Below are 20694 nucleotides of genomic sequence, written 5' to 3'. Positions count from 1 at the left end.
GGTTATTTCCACTCAACAAATGAGACTTCCGGTTCATAGTCCGGTGCCTTGGCGTTCAGCGTCATCTGCAGGCGCAAAGTGCCGGGCTGTTTCCGGAAATCGTGGACAATCTCCCGGCGCACGAAACGATTGTTGGCCGCCCGGGCGTTGATCACTGCCTTGAGAGTATGTCTTCCGTCCGCGAGGTTGCCGATAAACAGTTGATGTACACCGCCCTGGCCCAGTGAGCTCCGTTCGTTTTCTGTGTACAGATGAGCGGTAACCGGCTGCTCATTGACGAACAGTTCTACCGAATCCAGCTCAAGGGCTTGCCTGTTCGCCAACGACAGAAAGACCGCCACCCGGGTATTCACCGGGTGCAGCAGTTTCTGCTCGAGGGCATGCACACTTGCGGTATGCCGGGTAATGTCAGCGTTCAGACGCTCGATCTGCTCATCGAGCGACGATGCGTGGGAGGTTGCCGCCATCGCGGCAATGATCATTCCGGATATACAAAACCCCCTGATCCCTGGGGCAATCCGGCACTTTTGTGGTTTTTGTCTGCCGAACATCACTTTCCTGCCTTGCCGGGCCGCGCTGGTGCGCGGCTCAGGTAACATTTCGAAATAAAGAGTAACACCCGCTAACAACCAAGAACGGTATCCATTTCACCAAATGAGCATTTGGCCGGGTATTGGCAACGAAAAGCGTCGACTAATTTGACAGAAACAAAGAAAAGGGAGGCGGATCACAGAGGACTGGACAGCCCTATGACGAGGCAACTTATTGATACTAAAAGCAGATACAGGGGCATGGCCCCGGAATTGCTCTACCAGAGATGGCGGGAGCGCCTTTCGGGCAACCCCCGCTTGAATATGCCGAGCTTTGCCGATGCCCTCAACCGCATCGGCTTTTTTTTATTTACTCAACTGCCTCATGGCCGATTCGAGCCCCTCAATGGTCAAAGGGTACATATGATTATTGACCAATTGCTGGGTAATGCCCAGTGAACCACCCGATCCCCAGTAGCTTTCCGGTAACGGGTTGAGCCACACCACCTTTCGGAAATGCTCGGTCACACGCTGGAACCAGGTGGCGCCTGCTTCCTCATTCCAGTGTTCGATCGAGCCACCGGGATGCGTGATCTCATAAGGCGCCATGGTGGCATCCCCGACAAAAATCACCTTATAGTCCGGCGTATATTTATGCAGGATGTCCCAGGTGCTGAGCGTCTCGTTCATGCGCCGGATGTTATTCTTCCACACGCTTTCATAAATGAAATTGTGGAAGTAGAAATACTCCATGTGCTTGAACTCAAGACGTGCCGCGGAGAACAGCTCTTCACACACGCGAACGTGAGGATCCATTGAACCGCCCACATCAAAAAAGATCAGAACCTTCACGGCGTTGTGCCGCTCCGGAACCATTTTCAGGTCCAGGTATCCTGCATTGCGGGCCGTTGAGCGGATGGTGTCATCCATGTCGAGCTGGTCTGCCGCGCCCTGTCGGGCAAATTTACGCAGCCGGCGCAAGGCGACCTTGATGTTGCGGATGCCGAGGGTGATGCTGTCGTCCAGATCACGGAACTCACGCTTTTCCCAGACTTTAACCGCCCGGCCGTGGCGACCCTTGTTCTGGCCGATGCGGAAACCTTCCGGGTTGTAACCGTTGGCACCAAACGGTGAGGTTCCGCCGGTACCAATCCATTTGTTACCGCCGGCGTGACGCTCCTTCTGCTCTTCCATGCGCTTTTTGAAGGTTTCGATCAACTCTTCCAGCCCGCCGAGAGACTCGATCTTGGCTTTCTCTTCATCGGTCAGGTGTTTCTCGAATTCGGCGCGCAGCCAATCGTCCGGAATCAGCGCCTCGAGCAGATCATCGAGATTCTCGATGCCTTCAAAATAGGCCTGGAAGGCGCGATCAAACTTGTCAAAGTGCCGCTCATCCTTAACCAGGCACACCCTGGCCAGGTAATAGAACTCCTCCATGTCTGCGAATGCCAGGCGCTGCTGAATGGCCTCCAGCAGGTCCAGGAATTCCCGCAGACTGGCCGGCACCTTGGCCCGCCGTACTTCGAGGAAAAAATCAATCAACATAAAGCAAGGCTCTTGTCGGTGATCAGTTTCGGCGACGCGCCATGAAAGCCAGCTTCTGCAGCAAATGAACGTCCTGCTCATTCTTCACCAGGGCACCATAGAGCGGTGGCAGAGCCGAGCTGGAGTCTTTCTCCTGCAGGGCTTTAGCAGAGAGCTCATCCGCCATCAGCAACTTGAGCCAGTCGATCAGCTCGGATGTCGACGGCTTCTTCTTGAGCCCCGGCACCTTGCGAACGTCAAAAAACACTTCCAGCGCATCCCGCACCACCTGCTGCTGAATTCCCGGGAAGTGAACATCCACGATGTTCTTCATGGTGTCGTGATCCGGGAAGCTGATGTAGTGGAAGAAGCAGCGGCGCAGGAAGGCATCTGGCAGCTCTTTCTCGTTGTTACTGGTGATGACCACAATCGGGCGTTTCTTCGCTTTCACAAACTCCTGGGTTTCGTAAACGAAAAACTCCATTCGATCCAGTTCCAGCAACAGGTCGTTCGGGAACTCGATATCCGCCTTGTCAATTTCGTCGATCAGCAGCACCACCTGCTCGTCCGCCTCAAAGGCTTCCCAGAGCTTGCCCTTCACAATGTAGTTGCGAATGTCTTTGACCTTCTCGTCCCCGAGTTGGGAATCCCGAAGGCGGGACACCGCATCATATTCGTACAGGCCTTGCTGGGCCTTGGTGGTCGACTTGATGTGCCAGGGAATCAGAGTCATTCCCAGCGCCGCGGCCATTTCCTCCGCCAGCAGGGTTTTACCGGTGCCGGGTTCACCCTTGATCAACAACGGACGCTGCAGCGCGATCGCTGCATTGACTGCCATTTGCAGGTCATCGGTGGCTACGTATTTATCGGTGCCGGTAAACTTCATGTGTCTGATTCCTGTTGGTTACTTTTTCGGATTCTCTTTCTTGTCCGCCGGTTTGGATTTTTCGTCCTCCGGAGACTCTTCATCATAATCGGGCAAATCGTCGAATTCGGAGAGGTCGAAGTCTTCCAGACCAAACTCGTCCTCATCAATGTCGAACTCCGACTCGCTGATCTCATCAGCTTCAGAAGGATCTGGCTCCGCCTCGGCGCCAACCGTATCGTCTGCCAAGGGGATGTCATCCTCTTCCGGTTCCAGTTCAGCCGATGGCAGCTCTTCCGTTACTTCGGGTACGGCCTCATCCGGAATCTCGTCCGGTTCGCTGTCAGCTTGCGAGAGTTCCGGAATGTCTTCAGGTTCCGGTTCCGGCTCTTCGGCAGACGCCAGCTCTGGCTCTTTTTCCGGGGCAGGTTCAGGTTCAGGTTCAGCCTCCGCTTCCACCGACTCTGACGCCGCCGCTGCCGGAGGCTCCGGCTCAACCACTGGTGGCTCCTCAGACTCTTCAGCCAGGTCTTCCAGGGTTTCACGCTCAGCCGCTGCCGCCTGCTCCTGTTCTGCCCTCGCTTTTTTCTGACGCCATGCAAACAAACCAAGGCCCACGATAGCAACCAGCAAGGCTGCGCCAGCACCCCAGGCCCAAACCGGGATACCCAGAAGGGTACCCTTCTCCGGCTCCGTGTCAGCGATCGGCTGTTCGACCGGCGCTTCGGGCTCCGGCTCAACGACCGATGCTGGCTTTGGCTCTGGCTCTGGTTCCGGCTCAGATTCCTGAACCGGGGCTTCGACCAGAGGCTCAGCTTCCACTGGCGGCTCCGGTTCTGAAGAGTTGGCTCCGCCATCAAAATCCGGCAGCGGCTCCGCCTGTTCAGACAGGTCTGGCACCATGGGTTCGGTCACCACCTCCAGAGGTGGCTCTTCCCCTGGCACGGTAAACGTCGTCATGGCGCTGAATTTGCGGGAGAAAGTTCCGCCATCCGCCACCACATCAACCTGATAACGGCCAGGTGCAGGCAATCTGGGTACGGTGTCCCGATATACGCCGTCTTCCGGCGGGGTATCGGGAGACAAAACCTTGGTACCTTGCCGACCATCACTCGCGGTTATCGACAGGCTAACGTCCATGACCGAGAGAAAGTCTGACCCGGTAATCTTTTCGGCTTCCTCAAAAAAAGCCACTTCAATGGCCAGAGGCTGCTCTTCGGTAAACTCAGCGGGAATCGGATTCACGGCCATGCGCAGATCACTGACCACCGTCACGCGGCTCCCCTGGCCAAGATCGCCAACGATACGCCAGCGGCCCGAGACCGGCTCAGTAACGGTGATCAGATCATAGCCCGGCTCAGATGCCCAACGGACATTATCCGGAGCGCTCTCCCGGGTGAACGGCTCACCACCAGGCTGTGCAAGTGCCAACGGCTCTTCGCCAGAAGCATCCTGTCCTGAGAAGATCAGTGCCGTAAACTCGCTGATGCCATCATCAACGGCAAAGCCATCGCCCTCAATGGGAACCTGTTCCTGCGGCACTGCGGTATTCAGCGCATTGGCAAACGCCAGATTCAACGCCTCGGCAGATTGCGCCAGCTGGAAACTGCCACCGGTTTCCCGGGCCAGGTTACGAAGAAACCGGATGTCCGCTTTCTCAGACAGACCAACCGTATGAATCGTGGCGCCCTTGTCTTTCAGCGCTGGCAACAAGGAATCGACTATGCGTTTTTCCTCAGCCTGACTTGCGTCGTCACCGCCTGGCACGTCGACCTTGCCATCGCTGAGGACAATAAGATGGGTGTTCTCGAGGGTACCGCCAGACAACCAGTCGTTGGCGGCTTTCTCCATCGCCAAACCGAGGTTCGTATGCAGAGCTACCGAATTGATCTGCTCGGAACGCTCAATAGCAGTGTCGCGCCAAGACTGGTCAACCACACCGTAGGGCACCAGCATGTTAACGTACTGCCCGAAAGTCCAGAGACCGGCACTGGCACCTTCCGGCAATGTCCGGGCCAGCAGACGAACCGCTGGGCGGCGGAGATTCTGTGGATCGGTTTCCTTCATGGAGCCGGAAATATCCACCACAATGCGCACATCTGCATTGCCGGGCAGAGACAGTGCCGGGTCCTGCGCACATACTTGCCAAGAAATCAGCAGCAAAGCTGCAGCCACCCAAATGCGTTTGAACCCGTTCATTGAACTGCGCCCTTATCTTTTGTAGTTCTCAGAAATCGTCTATTTGCGAACCAGTCGGTACCGAACCAGATCAAGTATCCATACCAGTAGCATAACAATCGCGGCGATGCTGAAATTGAACAGCGCGCGACCGGCGGCATCGGTGTCGCCAAGAATCAGCTCATAGCCCGCAAACAGCCAGGCCGGTATCCACCAGCCGGCCACGTCTGGCGATTCCACGGGGGTCAGCACCAGCACCACAAGCGCAGACAAAAGCAGTGTCCGCAGACCGTAAAAGGGCAATACCCGGAACAGTGATTTCATCATGTAGAAAAACACAACGAAAGCGACTGCATAGGCCGCCCAGAAAACTCCATAAGCGAGTGAAGCATCTGTATCCATCATTACAGAATCCAGTGAATAATGTGTTCTTCCCAATCCTCTTCCGGCACAGAATCTTCCGACACCACGTTTCCCCGCACCGAAACACGGGCTTGATGAACGGTATCAGGATCTCCGCTGCGAAGCGGGTGCCAGTCCGGCAGAGGCCTTCCCTCGGCGAGGGTCCGGTACGCACAGGTGTATGGTAACCAGTGGTAGCTGAGAACCGTATCGGCGGTCAGTACCGTACACCCCGGTACCTTTTTCAATCGTTGCTCATAGACCGTACAGCCACAGGTATCCAGGTCCATGTAACGGCATACAAGATCGGTGTGATACACCTCCCCCGTATCCTCATCCTCCAGCTTTTGTAAGCAGCACTTACCGCAGCCATCACACAGGGACTCCCATTCCGGCTGCGTCATATCCGCCAGTCGTTTGCGCTGCCAGAAAGGAATCTGCGCAATCATTTCCGGTGTTGCTCAATCTTGCGCTTGAAGTCGACTATGTAGGTGTCCTGCTCTTCCGGCATCTGCAGGAAAAAGTCCTTTTCCTCAATTGCCGCCAACACCTCCTTTCCGGTTGTGCGCGCGAGCTTCTTGTCTGGCGTCAGCAGCAGATCCATCGAGTGGATGGGCGAACCAAAGATACCTCTCAGCGCCTCCGGTAAATCGTCCCACTTTTGCCCTCGGCGGACAAAGAGATAGGTGTCGCCTTTCTTGCTACTGCGAAACACCGATACAAATTCGCGTTCAGTCATTGGTTGAGCAGTTCCTCAATATCTTGCTTTACCGGCGCAATAATATCCTCGCGCCATCCCTCAAAAAACGTCTGGCCCGCCAGGGTGCCATCCTGGATCAGTTTCTCAATACGTTTACGTGGCGCCAATATTTCCATTGGAATATCAAAGCGTTCGGCTGCATTGCTAAAGTAACGCTTAACCTTCTTGTAAAGCGCTTGCTGATCCCGGCTCAGCGGTCTGGGGATGAGCTCGAGCCCGGAATTATCGGTAGCACGGGCGGCCTGCACAAGTTCAACCAACTGCTCGCCATAACGTTTAACTACCCCCCCGGGTACGCCCTGAACATCCCTGATCACCGCAGCAGATGACGGCAAACGCTCAGCAATGGCAATCAGCAAGCCATCGTTCAGGACCCTGTTGCGTGGCCGGTCCTGGCGTCGACACTCCTGCTCGCGCCAGGCGACCAGTGCCCGGAGAACCGCTTGCTGTTCCCGGTTCAGGGTCCAGCCGCCCCGGAGTTTCAGATAATGCTGCTCCGGGTCTTCCTGGGTAGCGGCCTCGTTGGCAAATCGCCGGGACTCATCCGCCAGGGCATGTTCCAGGTTACGCTGCCTGAGGTTGGCCAACACCCATCCGTAAAGTGGCTCAAGAAAACGGATGTCGTCCAGAGCGTAGCGTTCCTGGGCCGGCGTCAGTGGCCGTGACACCCAGTCCGAACGGGTGGCTGATTTATCGAGCGCCTCTCCGAACAGGGTCTCAACCAGGCGGGCATAACCAACGGAAAATCCGGCACCGGCCAGTGCGGCACCGATCTGCAAATCCAGCACACCCGCTGGCTCCACATTCAGCCAATGGCGAAATAACTCCAGATCCTCGCTCATGGCATACAGCAGTTTTGGTCGGCTTTCATCGGCCAGCATGGCCCGGAACGACCCAGCGGCCTCGGCTACCTCCGGATCCACCAGCCAGAAATGTCCGTCAGCGCCTAACTGCACCAGGCCTGGAATCGGGTAGAAGGTGGAAACCCGTTCAAACTCGGTATCAAGTGCAACCGGAATGCCGGGTTCAAGACAGCCGAGCCACTGATCCAGTTGCTCGGGTGTCTCCAGCCAGCGAACGGTATCCGGGGCCGCTGGAATGGTTACGGCCGGGTCGGTGTGGGTCATAGACAGAACCTGAGGACTTATTCAGACAGGGGTTTGCGACCCCGGAATGCATGGGTGAGTGTAAAGCCGTCGACATAGCCCAGCTCACCGCCAACGGGAATGCCATGGGCCAGGCGTGTGATCAGGATATTCTGGCCATCAAGGCGGTCAGCAATGTAGTGGGCGGTAGCCTCACCTTCCACCGTGGGGTTGGTGGCCAGGATCAATTCGGTTACGCCTTCACGGCGCACTCTATCAAGCAGACGCTCGATCCCGATCTCCTCCGGGCCCACGCCATCGATGGGCGACAGGTGCCCCATCAACACGAAGTAACTGCCTTTGTAATCACCGGCCTGCTCAATGGCAAGCAGGTCTGAAGGGCTTTCAACGACACACAGTGTGCCATTGCGGCGCTCGGGTTTTTCGCAGATCTGGCAGATTTCAGTATCCGAAAAATTCTGGCAGCTGTCGCAACGGCGCACGCCGTCCATCGCATGATCCAACGCCGCTGCCAGCCGGGTTCCACCAGAGCGCCCCCGCTCCAGCAGATGAAAGGCCATGCGCTGGGCCGTTTTCTGGCCAACACCGGGCAGGCATCTCAGGGATTCCACCAATTCATCAACCAGAGGGCTGAAGGCCATGACTACTCCTCAAAAAATCGATGGCAGGCCGGCTCAGAACGGCATCTTGAAACCGGGCGGCATCCCCATGCCAGACATCATGCCGGACATTTTGTCTTTCTGGTTTGCTTCTACCCGGCGAACCGCATCGTTCACGGCAGCAGCCAGCAGGTCTTCCAGAATTTCCTTGTCTTCTGACAGCAGGGACGGATCGATATCCACCTTGCGGACATCGTGCCGGCCGTTCATGGTGACTTTCACCAACCCTGCGCCGGATTCACCCGTGACTTCAGCTTTGGCGATCTCTTCCTGAGCCTTCTGCATCTGCTCCTGCATCTGCTGGGCCTTTTTCATCAGGTCGCCCATATTATTCATCATCTGCTTATCTCCTGGCTGTTTCTGCGGGGCGGATACTTTCTTCGACGACCCGCCCTTCAAATCGTTCCACAATACTCTTGACCAGAGGATCCTGCCGGATGGACTCTTCCGCGGCTTTCTGGCGCGCAGCTCGCTGGCGCTCCTCAAAGGCGGCGGGCGTATGCAACCCCGGCACACCCTGCTCTATCTTCAACTGTGTGGCGTCGCCGAAGTGTGATCTCAAGGCCGCCAGTATTTTTTCTTCGTGGCGAGCATTGAGCAGCCGCGCATGCCCCTCATCCAGGGTCAGTACAACCGCCTGCCCTTCCATTCTCATGGACGAATAGCTGGCCAGGTTTCCAGGCATGCCGGTAATACCCAGCGAGCGGAAATCACGTTCCCAGACAAACCCGTCGGCGGTGACCGGTTGCTCGGGCTCGGCAGGTGCAAGCTCAGGCTCGTTCACCAGAGCCAGGTCGGTATTTTGCTCTGACTGCACCGGATCAGGGGCCGAAACTGGTTCCGGCGCTGACTCTGGCTCGGGTATCGCGCTTGCGTCAGGCTCAATACTGGAATCCGATTGCGGCACCGGCTCTTGCCACTCGGGTGATTCAGCCTGAACGCCGTAGTCTTCTGGCTCACAGGGTGGCGGGTCATCCACCATGGGTGGCTGCGGTTCAAGTTCAGCTACCGGCTCCGGACTGGGAGCCGGCTGAGGCGCGGGCTCGGGTTGCGGTGCCGCGGCGACAGCCTGGGTGGGCGCGGTTTGCGAAACCGGGCCAGGCTCAGGTTCTGAATCCGCCGGGCCATTGTTGCTGTTGCCAGAGGCCAGCGCCGGCGGTTCCCGGCGATCGGTACCCGGTCGAAACGCCAGCATGCGCAGCAAGGTCATTTCAAAGCCCATACGGGCATCCGGTGTCACCGACAGATCTTTCCGGCCAATCAACGCGGTCTGGTAAAACAACTGAGCATCTTCGGCACTCAGACGACGGGCCAGTTCCTGCACCTGGGCAGCATCGCCCATGGCGTTGTCGGCACTGCCCGGCACCACCTGCTCCATGGTGACGCGATGAAACAGGGACAGCATATCGGACAGGATGACTCCATAATCCGGGGCAAAATCCGAGATCCGGTTAATTTCAGACAGCAGGCCGGGGCCATCACGCTCAACCAATGCGTTAACAATGCGCTGGATATCGCGCTGATCGATGGTGCCCAGCATATTGCTGACATCACTGGCAGCCAGGTTCTCGTTGCCGAATGCAATCGCCTGGTCGGTCAGGCTGAGGGCATCCCTCATACTGCCATCGGCCGCCCTCGCCAACAGCCACAGAGCCGGGTCTTCAAACGGGATCTGTTCTTCGGTCAGAACGTGCTTCAGGTGGCCAACAATGTGCTCCGGCGTCATCCGCTTGAGATTGAACTGCAGACACCGGGAAAGCACCGTCACCGGCAGCTTCTGGGGATCGGTGGTGGCCAACAGGAACTTGACGTGTTCAGGAGGCTCTTCCAGGGTTTTCAGAAAGGCGTTGAAGGACTGGTTGGTGAGCATGTGCACCTCATCGATGAGGTACACCTTGTAGCGGCCGCGCGTGGGAGCGTACTGCACGTTGTCGGTCAGTTCCCGCATGTCATCTACACCGGTGCGGGAGGCAGCATCGATTTCGATCAGATCAACAAAACGGTTCTCCAGGATCTCCTTGCAGCTGTCGCATTCACCGCAGGGATTCGGCGTTATGCCGGTCTCACAGTTCAGACAGCGGGCCAGCAGGCGGCCAATGGTGGTTTTGCCCACGCCCCGGGTGCCGGTAAACAGATAGGCATGGTGCAGGCGCTGGTGTTCCAGGGCGTGAATAAGCGCCTGTAACACATGTTCCTGCCCCACCATGTCTTCAAAGGTACGGGGGCGCCATTTCCGGGCTAAAACCTGATAGCTCATGATCCATCAACTGCTCTGAAAAATGGGAACAACTCTAGCATGGACAGGCAATGAGAAGAAGCATGCGCTTGCGCAATAAACGGGAGAGGAAACAGGCAAAACAAGAGGCAGGATATGGGGGTGACCCCACCAGCGATCCCCCGGCACACACATCCACCGCTTCGGCTGCTCCCTTCCGGGCCTGACCGGGTTCACGGTTTCATGTTGCGGAGGCACCAATGGGGCCACCATAACGGCGTTTCGGGGCATTTCCCTCGAAAGCGGCGCGCATATTAACAGAAGGGTATAAGGACTACAACGGCAAAGGGACTTCGTCCTGCCGGAACCAACAGGCAATGCTGTACCGGGTGCGATTGGCGGGTAATACCTCGTGGGGCACATCCTCACTCAGAAACAGTGCCGCACGCCCTGCTTCCGGCCGCACCAGACCAACCATCTGATCTTCGTTGTCGGGGCTGAACACCCGCAACTCTCCCCCGTCTTGCAGCTGCCATCCTTCATTCAGATACAGCACCAGGCTGACCACTCGGGATGCCCTGCCCCGGAAACTGTCCAGGTGGCGCTTGTAGAAATCGCCAGGCTGGTAGGTGGCATAATGCGCTTCATAGCGCTTCAGCCCAAGAAACAGGCGCTGGTTCAGACCAACCCGCAGGGCATCAAAGAACCGGAACAGCTCCGACTGGGCGGCGGTATAGCCATCAAGCCAGGCGATTTTATCCCGGCGGACGCTGCGATCACGGGTCAGATCGGCACCGCGCCCAATCCCTGCTCGCCCCATGGCTTCGGTACGGTCCAGTATCTCTACCTCGTTACGAAGCGCAGCGATCAGGCCAACGGGCAAATGACCGAGCAGATCCAGCTCAATCCAGGCTTTCTCGCTCAGGCTATCGGCGAGTTCATCCAACCAGCCATCGGAGACCAACAAAGAATCACAGCGGCCAGCTGCCCCGATAATGTCTCCAGCCACCTTGTCCAACTGGCCCGCGGACTGCTCGAGAAGCGGCTCCGGCATCGGCAAGACCGACGCTACCGGATTTTCTGATTCCATGTTCAGACCCTCACAATTTTGACGTATTGTATTCAGAAACTCGCCGCGCGCACGGTTTTAAATTACTCTGAAGCTACGGAGTTTTACCTAAAGGAAGCCGTTTCTGAATATGTCGGACAGCAGTAGCAAGCCGCCAGCAACCGGAGGCCCGGGCAACTGGTCATTTACCCGCTGGAGTACCATCGGGCAACTGGAGGCACTTGAAGTTCATCACCCATTGTTCCAGGCCACGTTGTTTCTACAGGGGGCACACCTCACCCATTTCGCGCCAAAGGATGAACGCAACTGGCTCTGGCTCAGTGAACTCGCCCGTTTTCAACCTGGCCGAGCAATTCGCGGTGGCATTCCCGTGTGCTGGCCCTGGTTTGGAGACCCACTCCGGAACCCGCCGGAAATCCGCAAGCGCATAGCGTCATCCTCAGCCCATGGCTTTGCCCGCACCGCTTTATGGCGGCTGGAAGATGTTCGGGAAAGCGCCCACGAGGTAGAAGTCAGCCTGTCCCTCAGCGCCAACGACGATTTCCAGGAACACTGGGACGGCCACGCCCTGGCCCTGATCACCTTCAGTTTTTCCATTCGCGGTTGCCAGATCGCACTGACAACCACCAATCTTTCGAAAGCGCCGCTGGCGTTCAGCCAGGCCCTTCACACTTACCTGCCCACTGACGACATTCAGCGAACCCGCGTGCTGGGCCTGGGAAACAGCCAGTACATCGACACGCTGAAAGACTGGGACTACGTCTCACAGGAAGGGCCAGTGTATTTCGAAGGTGAAGTGGACCGGATATACGAAACCGGCGAAGCACTGACCGTAGTAACACCTTCCGGCAAGCGAAAGCTTACGTCTGTGGGTAGCGATTCAACCGTGGTCTGGAACCCGGGCCCGGGAAAAGCGCAGCGTCTTTCTGATTTTCCAGACTCTGCCTGGCAGAAAATGCTGTGCGTCGAAACAGCCAATGCAGCATCGGATTATCGGGTATTAAATGAAGGCCAGAGCCACACACTGGGCGTATTCATCGGCCGCGCCTGAGCGGCAACTTCTTTGACACAGGGAGCGGGCATGGGCCTGGCATCGTATCTGAGATCGAAACTGATACCAGCGGAACTGGACGAACAGGTAAACCGCATTCGCAAACCCATCGGCACACTGGGCTACGATCCATGGGGTTATAACAACGAAGCGGTGAAGTACGGTTTTTCCGTTGCCCGACAAATCTACGAGAAATACTTTCGGGTCAGCGCCTCCGGCGTTGACAATGTGCCGGCAGAGGGCCCGGTGCTGATTATTGCCAACCACTCCGGCCAGTTACCCATCGACGGCCTGCTCATTGGTTATGCCCTCGCCTCACGGGAAAAAAATCCTCGAATTCCCCGCGCCATGATCGAGCGCTTCTTTCCGACGGTGCCGTGGCTTGGCAATCTCCTGAACGAAATCGGCGCCGTGCTCGGAGACCCGGTCAACTGCGCGAAGATGCTCGCCAACAATGAAGCAGTGATTGTGTTTCCGGAGGGCGTAAGAGGCTCCGGCAAGCTCTACCGGGACAGGTATCAACTGAAACGTTTCGGCAACGGTTTTATGCATCTGGCCATGAAGTACAAGGGGCCCATTGTGCCTGTGGGCGTAGTGGGCTGCGAAGAGACCATCCCGGCCATTGCCAACATCAAGCCACTGGCCAATGCCCTGGGCGTACCCTACGTTCCTGTCGCCCTGCCCGTGGTGCTCCCCGCCAAGGTACACCTGAATTTCGGGGAACCCATGTATTTTGATGATACCGAAATCCCTGAAGAGCAGGTCACCGAACGGGTAGAGGCTGTGAAAGCCGAGATCAGCCGACTGATTGACAAGGGACTGAGCGAAAGGAAAAGGCTGTTCTGATGAGCAAGTACCAAAGACCCCGCATTCTGATCACCGGTGCTGCCGGTGCGCTGGCCCAGCAAGTGATCCGCCGCCTGCGAGAAAGCTGCGACCTGGTGGCCGTCGATTTCCGGGAACAGGTTTACCTGGGCGACGACATCCCCAGCTACTGCATTGACTTCAACAAGCGGGTCTTCGAAGACCTGTTCCGACGCTATGAGTTTGATGGCGTGATACATCTCGGCCGCATCCTCTCCAGCCAACTGACCCGCATGCGCCGCTATAACGCCAATGTACTGGGCACCCAGAAGCTACTGGACCTGTCCCACAAATACGGCATACGCCGGGTGATTGTGCTCTCCACCTACCACGTCTATGGTGCCGTGGCCTATAACCCGGCGCTGATTGACGAGTCCGCCCCCCTCAAAAGCGCGGGCCTGAGCGCGGACCTGGTGGATTCAGTGGAGCTTGAGAACCTCGCCAACATCTATCTTTGGCGCTACCCGGAACTCAACATAACTATTCTTCGGCCCTGCAACATCGTGGGCCCCGGTGTTCGCAATACCATGAGCACCCTGCTCAGCAGTGAGCGGGCACCCGTATTGGCTGGCTTTTCGCCGATGATGCAGTTCATCCATATCGACGATATGGCAGACGCCATTGTCGCCGCCTGGGCAAAGCCCGTAAAAGGCGTGTTCAATGTCGCGCCGCAAGACTGGGTCGCCTACCAGCACGCCCTGAAGCTCTGCGGTTGCAAAACCATACCCATTCCCTCCATTCCACCGAGCGTGCCGAAGGCCATTGCCCGGGTTCTGAACCTGCGCAGCTTCCCTCCCTACCTTATGGCATTCTTCAAATATCCGGTGGTGATTGATGGTCGCGCCTTCGCCCGGGAATTCGGTTTTGAGCCCAAACGGCCATTGAAAGAGATTTTCCGGTATTATCGCGATAACAAAAAACCGGTGTGAAACTCATCGGTAATTTGAGCATTCAAATAGACGAACGGCCCTTTTCGGCGCTACCCTGTACATATTAAATACAGTACCCGGGCACCGGCAGGCCCGGGATTCCCGGTGTTCAAGGAAAGAGCTAATGTTCAGGGATCTCAGCGTGATCAGTCACGGTGCGGCAGCCGCTGTCTTTGCGGTTCTGGCCGTTCTTGTGGCAACCCGTTATCTTCGCCGCGACATTGATCGTGCTCTGTTCCTTGCCGCCATTGTTACCGCCCTGTGGGCCTCCGTCCTGGTTACCCAAAGCCTCTGGGGATCGCCCGGATTCTTCACCCGCTACCTCCTGGAACTGCTCAGAGACACAGCCTGGTTACTCCTGCTGTTCGCCATGCTTCGCGACGGCTTTCGCCAAGGCCGGTTCACCAGTCAAATAAAGAAGGTATTGGGTGCCGCGACGGCGATACTGATCATCACCTTGCTGGCCCTTGGTACACTTGAGTTCGCCCTCCACATCGATCTTGTCAGCGGTAAAACCAAGGTGATCGGCCAGATCGCCCTGTCACTCCTGGGCCTGTCGCTGGTCGAACAAATCTGGCGAAACTCTACTGTCTTCGGCCGCTCCAGCATGAAATACCTGTGCATTGGCGTTGCCACCATCTTCGCCTTTGATTTCTTCATGTATGCCGATGCGCTGCTGTTCGGGCAAGTCGCGGATTCGTTCTGGAATGCGCGCGGTTTTGTGAACGCCGCACTCATGCCCCTTTTTGCCATCAATGTGGTGAACACACGCAAACAACCTGTGGACTTCCAGTTGTCCCGTTCGGCCGTATTTCACGCTGGCACACTCATCTTCGCGGGCGGATACCTGTTACTGCTGGCCATCGGCGGTTACTACGTACGCGCCCTGGGTGGTGAGTGGGGCGAAGCCCTGCAGGTTCTGTTCATCACCGTTTCCCTGGCGTTTCTGGTCACACTTCTGCTGTCGCGGCGTATTCGCGGCCGCCTGATGGTCTTCATCAGCCAGAACTTCTTCGACTACAAGTACGATTATCGCGATGAATGGCTCAAGCTCACCAAGGAACTTGCCAACCTGAGCAACGAACCACCCCTGCCCGAACGAGTAGTGCGCATTCTGGCCGGACTGGTGGAAAGCAATGCCGGCGCGCTCTGGATAAAGGGCGAGCAGAAAGATTTCCACCTGAAAGCAAGCGTCAATATCGCGACTCCGAAGTACACCATCATTGACGAAGACTCGGATATGGTGAAGTTCTTTAAAGATCGTGAGTGGATCATTGATCTGAGTGAATACCGGGAAGACCCGGTGAGCTACAACCTGCTGGAAATACCGGACTCCATCACCAAGACCCCGGAAGCCTGGCTGGTCATCCCTCTGTATCTCGATAACGAACTCTACGGCATTGCCATGGTCGGCGCTCCCTACGCCAGGGTGGAGCTTAACTGGGAGAACTTCGACCTGATCAAGGTGGTAGCCCGCCAGACCTGCAACCTCATCGCCCAGAACGATGCCCAGAACCGGCTCTCACGGGCCATGCAGTTTGAAGCCGTCAGCAAGGCCAGCGCGTTCATGGTGCATGATCTGAAAACACTGATCGCCCAATTGTCTCTACTGGTCAAGAATGCGCCCAAACATCGCAACAACCCAGCCTTTATCGACGACATGATTGCCACCACCGATCATGCGGTCCGTAAAATGTCGAACCTCGTGGATCATATCCGCAAACCATCCTCCGGGGCGGACGAGCAACGTGCTCCCATAGACCTGACCCAACTGGTCCGCGAGCTGATTGAAGACAACAGCCGCCGCAGCCCGGCACCGATGCTACTGGGTGCTCCACCCGCCATCCAGGTATGCGCCGACAAAGAACAGCTGCGCAGCGTGCTGGGCCACCTGATTAGCAACGCCCAGGACGCCACGGCTCCAACCGGGGAAATCACACTGAACCTGAAAACGGCCAAAGGCAGCGTGGTGCTGTTTATCCAGGATACCGGCAGCGGCATGACGGAAGAGTTTATCCGCACCCGGCTTTTCAAACCCTTCGAAAGCACCAAAGGGCTTACCGGTATGGGGATTGGAGCCTATCAGGCCCGGGAATACATACAGGAACTGGGCGGTTCGATTGACGTAACCAGCGAGCCCGGCCTGGGCTCCTGCTTTTCGGTACGTATTCCGCTGGCCAATGCAGCAACCGGCGAATCAGCCGGGAACAAGCCGGAACCGACAGATTCCGGCTTGCAGGAAGGCAGGCAAGCCGTCAATTAACCGACGGAGAAGACTATTTTATTAAGCGAGCATTGCAAAGTGTCAATGTTCAGTTAAGAATCAGAGTCATGGAATCGCGTTCGCCTCATGGGCGTCTATCCGATATGAACACGGAACAAAGGACTGGTTGTTGTTGTGAAGCAGTTATTGATAGTCGAGGATGATCCTGGCCTCCAGAGCCAGATGCGATGGTGCTTCAGTGAAGACATTGAAGTCTCGGTGGCCGCTGACCGGGAGGCAGCGCTAACGGCACTTCGGCGTCTCGAGCCTGAAGTGGTGACGCTGGATCTTGGCTTGCCACCCGACCCCGGCGGCGCCACTGAGGGTTTCGCCCTGCTGGAAGATATCCTTCGCCTGGCGCCCATGACCAAAGTGATCGTGGTGACTGGGCGGGAAGACAAGGAAAACGCCGTCAAGGCCATAGGCATGGGAGCCTGCGACTTCTACCAGAAGCCGCTGGATGCCGACATCCTCACCTTTGTGGTAAATCGGGCATTCCGCCTCGCGGAACTGGAAAAAGAAAACCGCGAACTGTCCTCGCAAGGCAATGGCACCAACATCAAAGGCATTGTTGCCGCCAGCCCCGAAATGCTGGTGATTTGCCGCACGGTTGAAAAGGTTGCGCCTACCGATGTCACCACCCTGATTACCGGCGAAACCGGTACCGGCAAGGAACTCCTGGCCCGGGCCCTGCACGACCTGAGCCATCGCGCCGACAAACCCTTTGCGGCCATCAACTGCGCCGCCATTCCGGAAAACCTGCTGGAGAGCGAACTGTTCGGGTTCGAGAAAGGCTCCTTTACCGGCGCGACCCAGTCCAAGAAAGGCAAGATTGAGAGCGCCAACGGCGGCACCCTGTTTCTCGACGAGATTGGCGATATGCCGATGGCACTGCAGGCCAAACTGCTTCGCTTCCTGCAGGAACGAGTGGTCGACCGGGTAGGTTCGGTAAAACCGATTCCCGTTGATGTCCGGGTGGTGTGCGCCACCCACCGGAATGTTCAGGACCTGATTGCCCAGGGCGATTTCCGGGAAGACCTGTATTACCGGATCAGTGAAATCACACTGGATGTGCCTGCCCTGCGTGAACGGGATGGCGACCCACTGGTGATCGCACAATCCCTCCTGAAAACCCTGGGGAAACAAATGGACCGCCCTAACCTCACGTTCTCGGACGATGCGGTTCAGGCCATCAATGCCTACAGCTGGCCAGGCAATGTGCGTGAAATGATCAACAAGGTGAAGCGGGCGATCATCATGGCCGATGGCAAGCGCATCACCGCCGAGGACCTGGTTCTGCCGCTCGAAGGCTGCGACACCGACTTTCAGCTCAACCTGCGCCAGGTACGTGAAGCGGCAGAACGAAAGGCGATTATTCAGGCCCTCACCACCAGTAATTTCAACATGGCTCAGGCATCGCGCCTTCTGGGCGTTACCCGCCCGACGCTATACAACCTGACCGACAAGTACCGGATTGAGACCAACACCGCCCCGAACGAGGCCTGAGACACCCAATGCTGGAACAGAACAAGACCCGACGAAGGAAGGACCAGGGCATGAAGATAAGAACTATTGCGCGTGCATCACTGCTATCCGCTGCCATCGCTTTGGCCGTGACGGGGTGCAACAGCGAACCGGACATGTCTCAGGAAGACATTCAGTACATCAGCCATGTAGACCAGGCACGGTTTTTCCAGCGCCAGGGTGAGCTGAAAGCAAGCACCATCGAGGCCAGAAGCGCCATCGATCTCCAGCCGAATCGCACCGCCCCCTACTTTGTCATCATCCACAACCTGCTTACTGCCGGTGATGCGGCGAACGCTGAACGGCAACTGGACAAACTCCTTGAAAACACCAACATCGAGGAGCTGGGCCAATCGGAACGCAACCAGGCTGCGTTGATCCGGGCTGAAGCCCGTATTCTCCAGGGTAAACACCAGGAAGCCCTGGAATCTCTGGACCAGATTTCATCGCCCTCTCCGGATCAACAGTTGCAGGCAGACAACCTGAAAGGTCGCGCCTGGTTGACCAGCGGCGACTTTGACAAAGCCGAAGAGGCCTACCAGAGCGCGTTCGACAAACACAGCAATAACGTTGTTGCCATGGTCGGCCTGTCCCGGGTTGCCACGGCCAAGGGCGACTTCGACACTGCAAAGGAACGCCTTGAGAAAGCCATAGAAATTGACGCTGAACACGAGGACGTCTGGCTCTGGAGAGCGCAATTCGCCCATGCCCAACAACAATGGGCCGAAGCAGAACAGGCGTACATACGCGCACTGGAGACCATCGGCCAGTTCGACGTTATGACCTTCCGGAAATACCAGACCATTTCGGCCTTGATCACCGTTTTGCGTGAGCAGGGCAAATCGGCGGAGGCATTTGTCTACGAGGAAATCCTTGCCAAGTCCGGCCCGGGTACGATCAAAAGCAACCTGGAAGCCGCGGCCTCAGCCTATAATGATGGCGACCTGAATACCGCCGCCAGGTATCTGCAGGAAGTCCTTAACCAGGTTCCCAACCATCAACAAAGCGCATTGATGCTGGGCGTAATACGTTATCGGCAAGGCCGCCCCGAGGAGGCGGAGAAACTGCTTGCACCGCTGGCCGATATGGAAAACGCCGATGAAGTACGCAAACTCCTGGCCGCCACCCGCATATCCATGCGCGACCCGGCTGGCGCAAAATCACTGCTGGAAGACCTGGAGGGCAGCGACGCCGATCCACAAACACTGGCACTGGTAGGCATTGCAAGCCTGGCTTCTGGCGATGACCAGAGTGGCCGCCAGCTCCTGGAAAAGTCGCTGGAACTGGCACCAGACAACCACAACCTGCGTTTGCGCTATGCGGCTTACCTCACTCAAACCCGAGATTTCGCCAATGCCATCAAACAGGCCAGACAGATTCCGTCGGATGCCACGGAGGCCCTGCAGGCGACAATCCTGACATCCCAGGCCCAGGCTTTGTCTGGCAATTCGCAGGCGGCAACAGACACCCTGGACACCTGGCTTAAAGCCAATCCGGACAGCATGGCGGCTTTGATCGCCCGCGGAAACCTGGCCAGCAGCCTGAACAACACCCAACAGGCGGCCAGCTACTTTGAGCGGGCGCATAAGCAACACCCGGAAGAAGCAGCCCCTCTGGTAGCTCTGGGCAACCTTGCCCGCGAACAGCAGAACACGGAGCAGGCGATTACCTGGTACCGCCAGGCGGTCGAAACCAACCCGAACAACCTGCCCGCCATTCAGGCCCTTGCCGGTGTGATGAAGCGCGATCAACTGACCGGGCTGATGCAGGAAATCAGTAAGAAACATCCTGAGGCAAACGGACCGCGGCTGATCCTTCTGGAATCCGCGCTGATCAACAACGATACGTTGCGAGCCGATGAACTGACCGCCCGGTTGATGGAAAGAGAGCGGGAAGACCAGCCCTCACCGGCTGAACCGCTGGTCGCTGCGGTATATGAAGGCATTGCCACTCAAATGGCACAGCGCGACAACAGCGAGCGCGCTCTGGAGATCCTGAGCCGCGGACGAGCGCTCTTCCCTGAGAACGAGGCCATCGCCCTAAAAGTGGCTGCCATCGAATTCAGCAATGGCAACGCAACCGCCGCGCGCAGCGCGCTGCAGGATGCCAAGCAGCATCACCCGGACTCCCCCGCGCCCTACCAGGTAGAAGCCAGCTATTACGAGAACCAGGGCGAACATCAGCAAGCTGCTGAGCTTTATCAACTGGCGCTGGCCAAGCGACAAACGGCGGAACTGGCCATCGCCCATGCTCGCGCACTCTCTAACGCCGGCCGATCTCAGAATTCGATAGAAGCACTGCAGGAAGCCAACAAACAATTCCCGAACAATTCGTCAATTCTGCTTACACTGGCGCTTCAAACCCAGCAAGCAGGCCAGACGGATGCGGCCATTGAGCACTACCAGCAGGTTCTGCAACTGACCCCGGACAACGCCCTGGCGCTGAATAATCTCGCCTGGCTGTATTACGAGGCCGGCAACAGCGAAGCGGCATCACTGGCCAAACGCGCCTACGAACTGGTGCCCGAAAATGCTGCGATTGCAGATACCTACGGCTGGATCCTGTTCGAGGCTGGTGAACACGAGCAAAGCCTGGCGGTACTGGAAAGAGCCCATTCCCTGGCACCGGATTCCCAGGAAATTGCCATGCATCTGGCCGAAGCTTATCGAGCCACCGGCCGCACGGATGCCGCCCAGCAGATCATGGACAAGTTCAGCGCAGGCAACAACGGCTAATCATTACTCACGCTATAACC

18 protein-coding genes and 1 other RNA gene are annotated in these 20694 nt (G+C 57.2%); 6 read left to right on the top strand and 13 right to left on the bottom strand.

Annotated features, from left to right (window positions below; genetic code table 11):
* Nucleotides 1-2: 2 nt before the first annotated feature.
* The 13 genes from Q674_RS39735 to Q674_RS39680 form a co-directional block, all read right to left on the bottom strand.
* Nucleotides 3-467 carry an AraC family transcriptional regulator gene (locus Q674_RS39735; protein WP_224848565.1) on the bottom strand — a complete coding sequence of 155 codons (465 nt, stop codon included), beginning with the start codon at nucleotides 465-467 and terminating at the stop codon, nucleotides 3-5.
* Between the two features lie 429 nt (nucleotides 468-896).
* Nucleotides 897-2075 (bottom strand): vWA domain-containing protein, encoded by a 1179-nt coding sequence (locus tag Q674_RS39730; protein WP_011785089.1) that lies wholly within the window; start codon nucleotides 2073-2075, stop codon nucleotides 897-899.
* A gap of 22 nt (nucleotides 2076-2097) precedes the next feature.
* Nucleotides 2098-2940 carry an AAA family ATPase gene (locus Q674_RS39725; RefSeq protein WP_011785090.1) on the bottom strand — a complete coding sequence of 281 codons (843 nt, stop codon included), beginning with the start codon at nucleotides 2938-2940 and terminating at the stop codon, nucleotides 2098-2100.
* Between the two features lie 18 nt (nucleotides 2941-2958).
* On the bottom strand, nucleotides 2959-5118 hold the full coding sequence (locus Q674_RS39720; protein ID WP_023010077.1) for a vWA domain-containing protein: 2160 nt from the start codon (nucleotides 5116-5118) through the stop codon (nucleotides 2959-2961).
* 39 nt (nucleotides 5119-5157) lie between these two features.
* Entirely contained in the window at nucleotides 5158-5502 is a 345-nt protein-coding gene (locus Q674_RS39715) for a hypothetical protein (RefSeq protein WP_011785092.1), read from the bottom strand.
* Nucleotides 5502-5948, bottom strand: a complete 447-nt coding sequence (locus tag Q674_RS39710) for a YcgN family cysteine cluster protein (protein ID WP_011785093.1) — start codon at nucleotides 5946-5948, stop codon at nucleotides 5502-5504. The genes Q674_RS39715 and Q674_RS39710 overlap by 1 nt, the downstream gene beginning before the upstream one ends.
* The gene (locus Q674_RS39705) at nucleotides 5945-6238 is read right to left on the bottom strand and encodes a YcgL domain-containing protein (protein ID WP_011785094.1); all 294 of its coding nucleotides are present in this window, start codon (nucleotides 6236-6238) and stop codon (nucleotides 5945-5947) included. The genes Q674_RS39710 and Q674_RS39705 overlap by 4 nt, the downstream gene beginning before the upstream one ends.
* Entirely contained in the window at nucleotides 6235-7386 is a 1152-nt protein-coding gene (locus Q674_RS39700) for a ribonuclease D (protein WP_023010076.1), read from the bottom strand. The genes Q674_RS39705 and Q674_RS39700 overlap by 4 nt, the downstream gene beginning before the upstream one ends.
* A gap of 17 nt (nucleotides 7387-7403) precedes the next feature.
* Nucleotides 7404-8006: a recombination mediator RecR gene (gene recR, locus Q674_RS39695; protein ID WP_023010075.1), complete on the bottom strand. Its 603-nt coding sequence runs from the start codon at nucleotides 8004-8006 to the stop codon at nucleotides 7404-7406.
* 33 nt (nucleotides 8007-8039) lie between these two features.
* Nucleotides 8040-8363 (bottom strand): YbaB/EbfC family nucleoid-associated protein, encoded by a 324-nt coding sequence (locus Q674_RS39690; RefSeq protein ID WP_011785097.1) that lies wholly within the window; start codon nucleotides 8361-8363, stop codon nucleotides 8040-8042.
* Between the two features lie 4 nt (nucleotides 8364-8367).
* Entirely contained in the window at nucleotides 8368-10281 is a 1914-nt protein-coding gene (gene dnaX / locus Q674_RS39685; protein ID WP_031210529.1) for a DNA polymerase III subunit gamma/tau, read from the bottom strand.
* Nucleotides 10282-10405: 124 nt separating this feature from the next.
* An RNA gene (gene ffs, locus Q674_RS41005) (signal recognition particle sRNA small type) lies at nucleotides 10406-10502 on the bottom strand.
* Nucleotides 10503-10573: 71 nt separating this feature from the next.
* Complete coding sequence (locus Q674_RS39680) at nucleotides 10574-11329, bottom strand: 2OG-Fe(II) oxygenase (RefSeq protein WP_023010073.1); 756 nt, start codon at nucleotides 11327-11329, stop codon at nucleotides 10574-10576.
* Between the two features lie 109 nt (nucleotides 11330-11438).
* On the opposite strand from Q674_RS39680, the gene Q674_RS39675 reads away from it, so the two are divergent.
* The 6 genes from Q674_RS39675 (at nucleotide 11439) to Q674_RS39650 (ending at nucleotide 20674) form a co-directional block, all read left to right on the top strand.
* Nucleotides 11439-12359: a D-hexose-6-phosphate mutarotase gene (locus Q674_RS39675; RefSeq protein ID WP_014421327.1), complete on the top strand. Its 921-nt coding sequence runs from the start codon at nucleotides 11439-11441 to the stop codon at nucleotides 12357-12359.
* A gap of 30 nt (nucleotides 12360-12389) precedes the next feature.
* Complete coding sequence (locus tag Q674_RS39670) at nucleotides 12390-13205, top strand: lysophospholipid acyltransferase family protein (RefSeq protein WP_023010072.1); 816 nt, start codon at nucleotides 12390-12392, stop codon at nucleotides 13203-13205.
* On the top strand, nucleotides 13205-14152 hold the full coding sequence (locus tag Q674_RS39665) for an SDR family oxidoreductase (RefSeq protein ID WP_023010071.1): 948 nt from the start codon (nucleotides 13205-13207) through the stop codon (nucleotides 14150-14152). Before Q674_RS39670 ends, Q674_RS39665 begins: the two co-directional genes overlap by 1 nt.
* A 124-nt stretch (nucleotides 14153-14276) precedes the next feature.
* Entirely contained in the window at nucleotides 14277-16415 is a 2139-nt protein-coding gene (gene prsK / locus Q674_RS39660; RefSeq protein ID WP_014421324.1) for an XrtA/PEP-CTERM system histidine kinase PrsK, read from the top strand.
* A gap of 135 nt (nucleotides 16416-16550) precedes the next feature.
* Nucleotides 16551-17921: a PEP-CTERM-box response regulator transcription factor gene (gene prsR / locus Q674_RS39655; protein WP_014421323.1), complete on the top strand. Its 1371-nt coding sequence runs from the start codon at nucleotides 16551-16553 to the stop codon at nucleotides 17919-17921.
* Nucleotides 17922-17971: 50 nt separating this feature from the next.
* Entirely contained in the window at nucleotides 17972-20674 is a 2703-nt protein-coding gene (locus Q674_RS39650; protein WP_031210528.1) for a tetratricopeptide repeat protein, read from the top strand.
* The last annotated feature ends 20 nt before the right edge of the window (nucleotides 20675-20694 follow it).

Origin of the sequence: Marinobacter sp. EVN1 (assembly GCF_000475375.1) — a bacterium.
Classification (GTDB): domain Bacteria; phylum Pseudomonadota; class Gammaproteobacteria; order Pseudomonadales; family Oleiphilaceae; genus Marinobacter; species Marinobacter nauticus.
The sequence above is the reverse complement of the archived record's forward strand: the minus strand, read 5'-3'. Positions and strand labels throughout refer to the sequence as shown.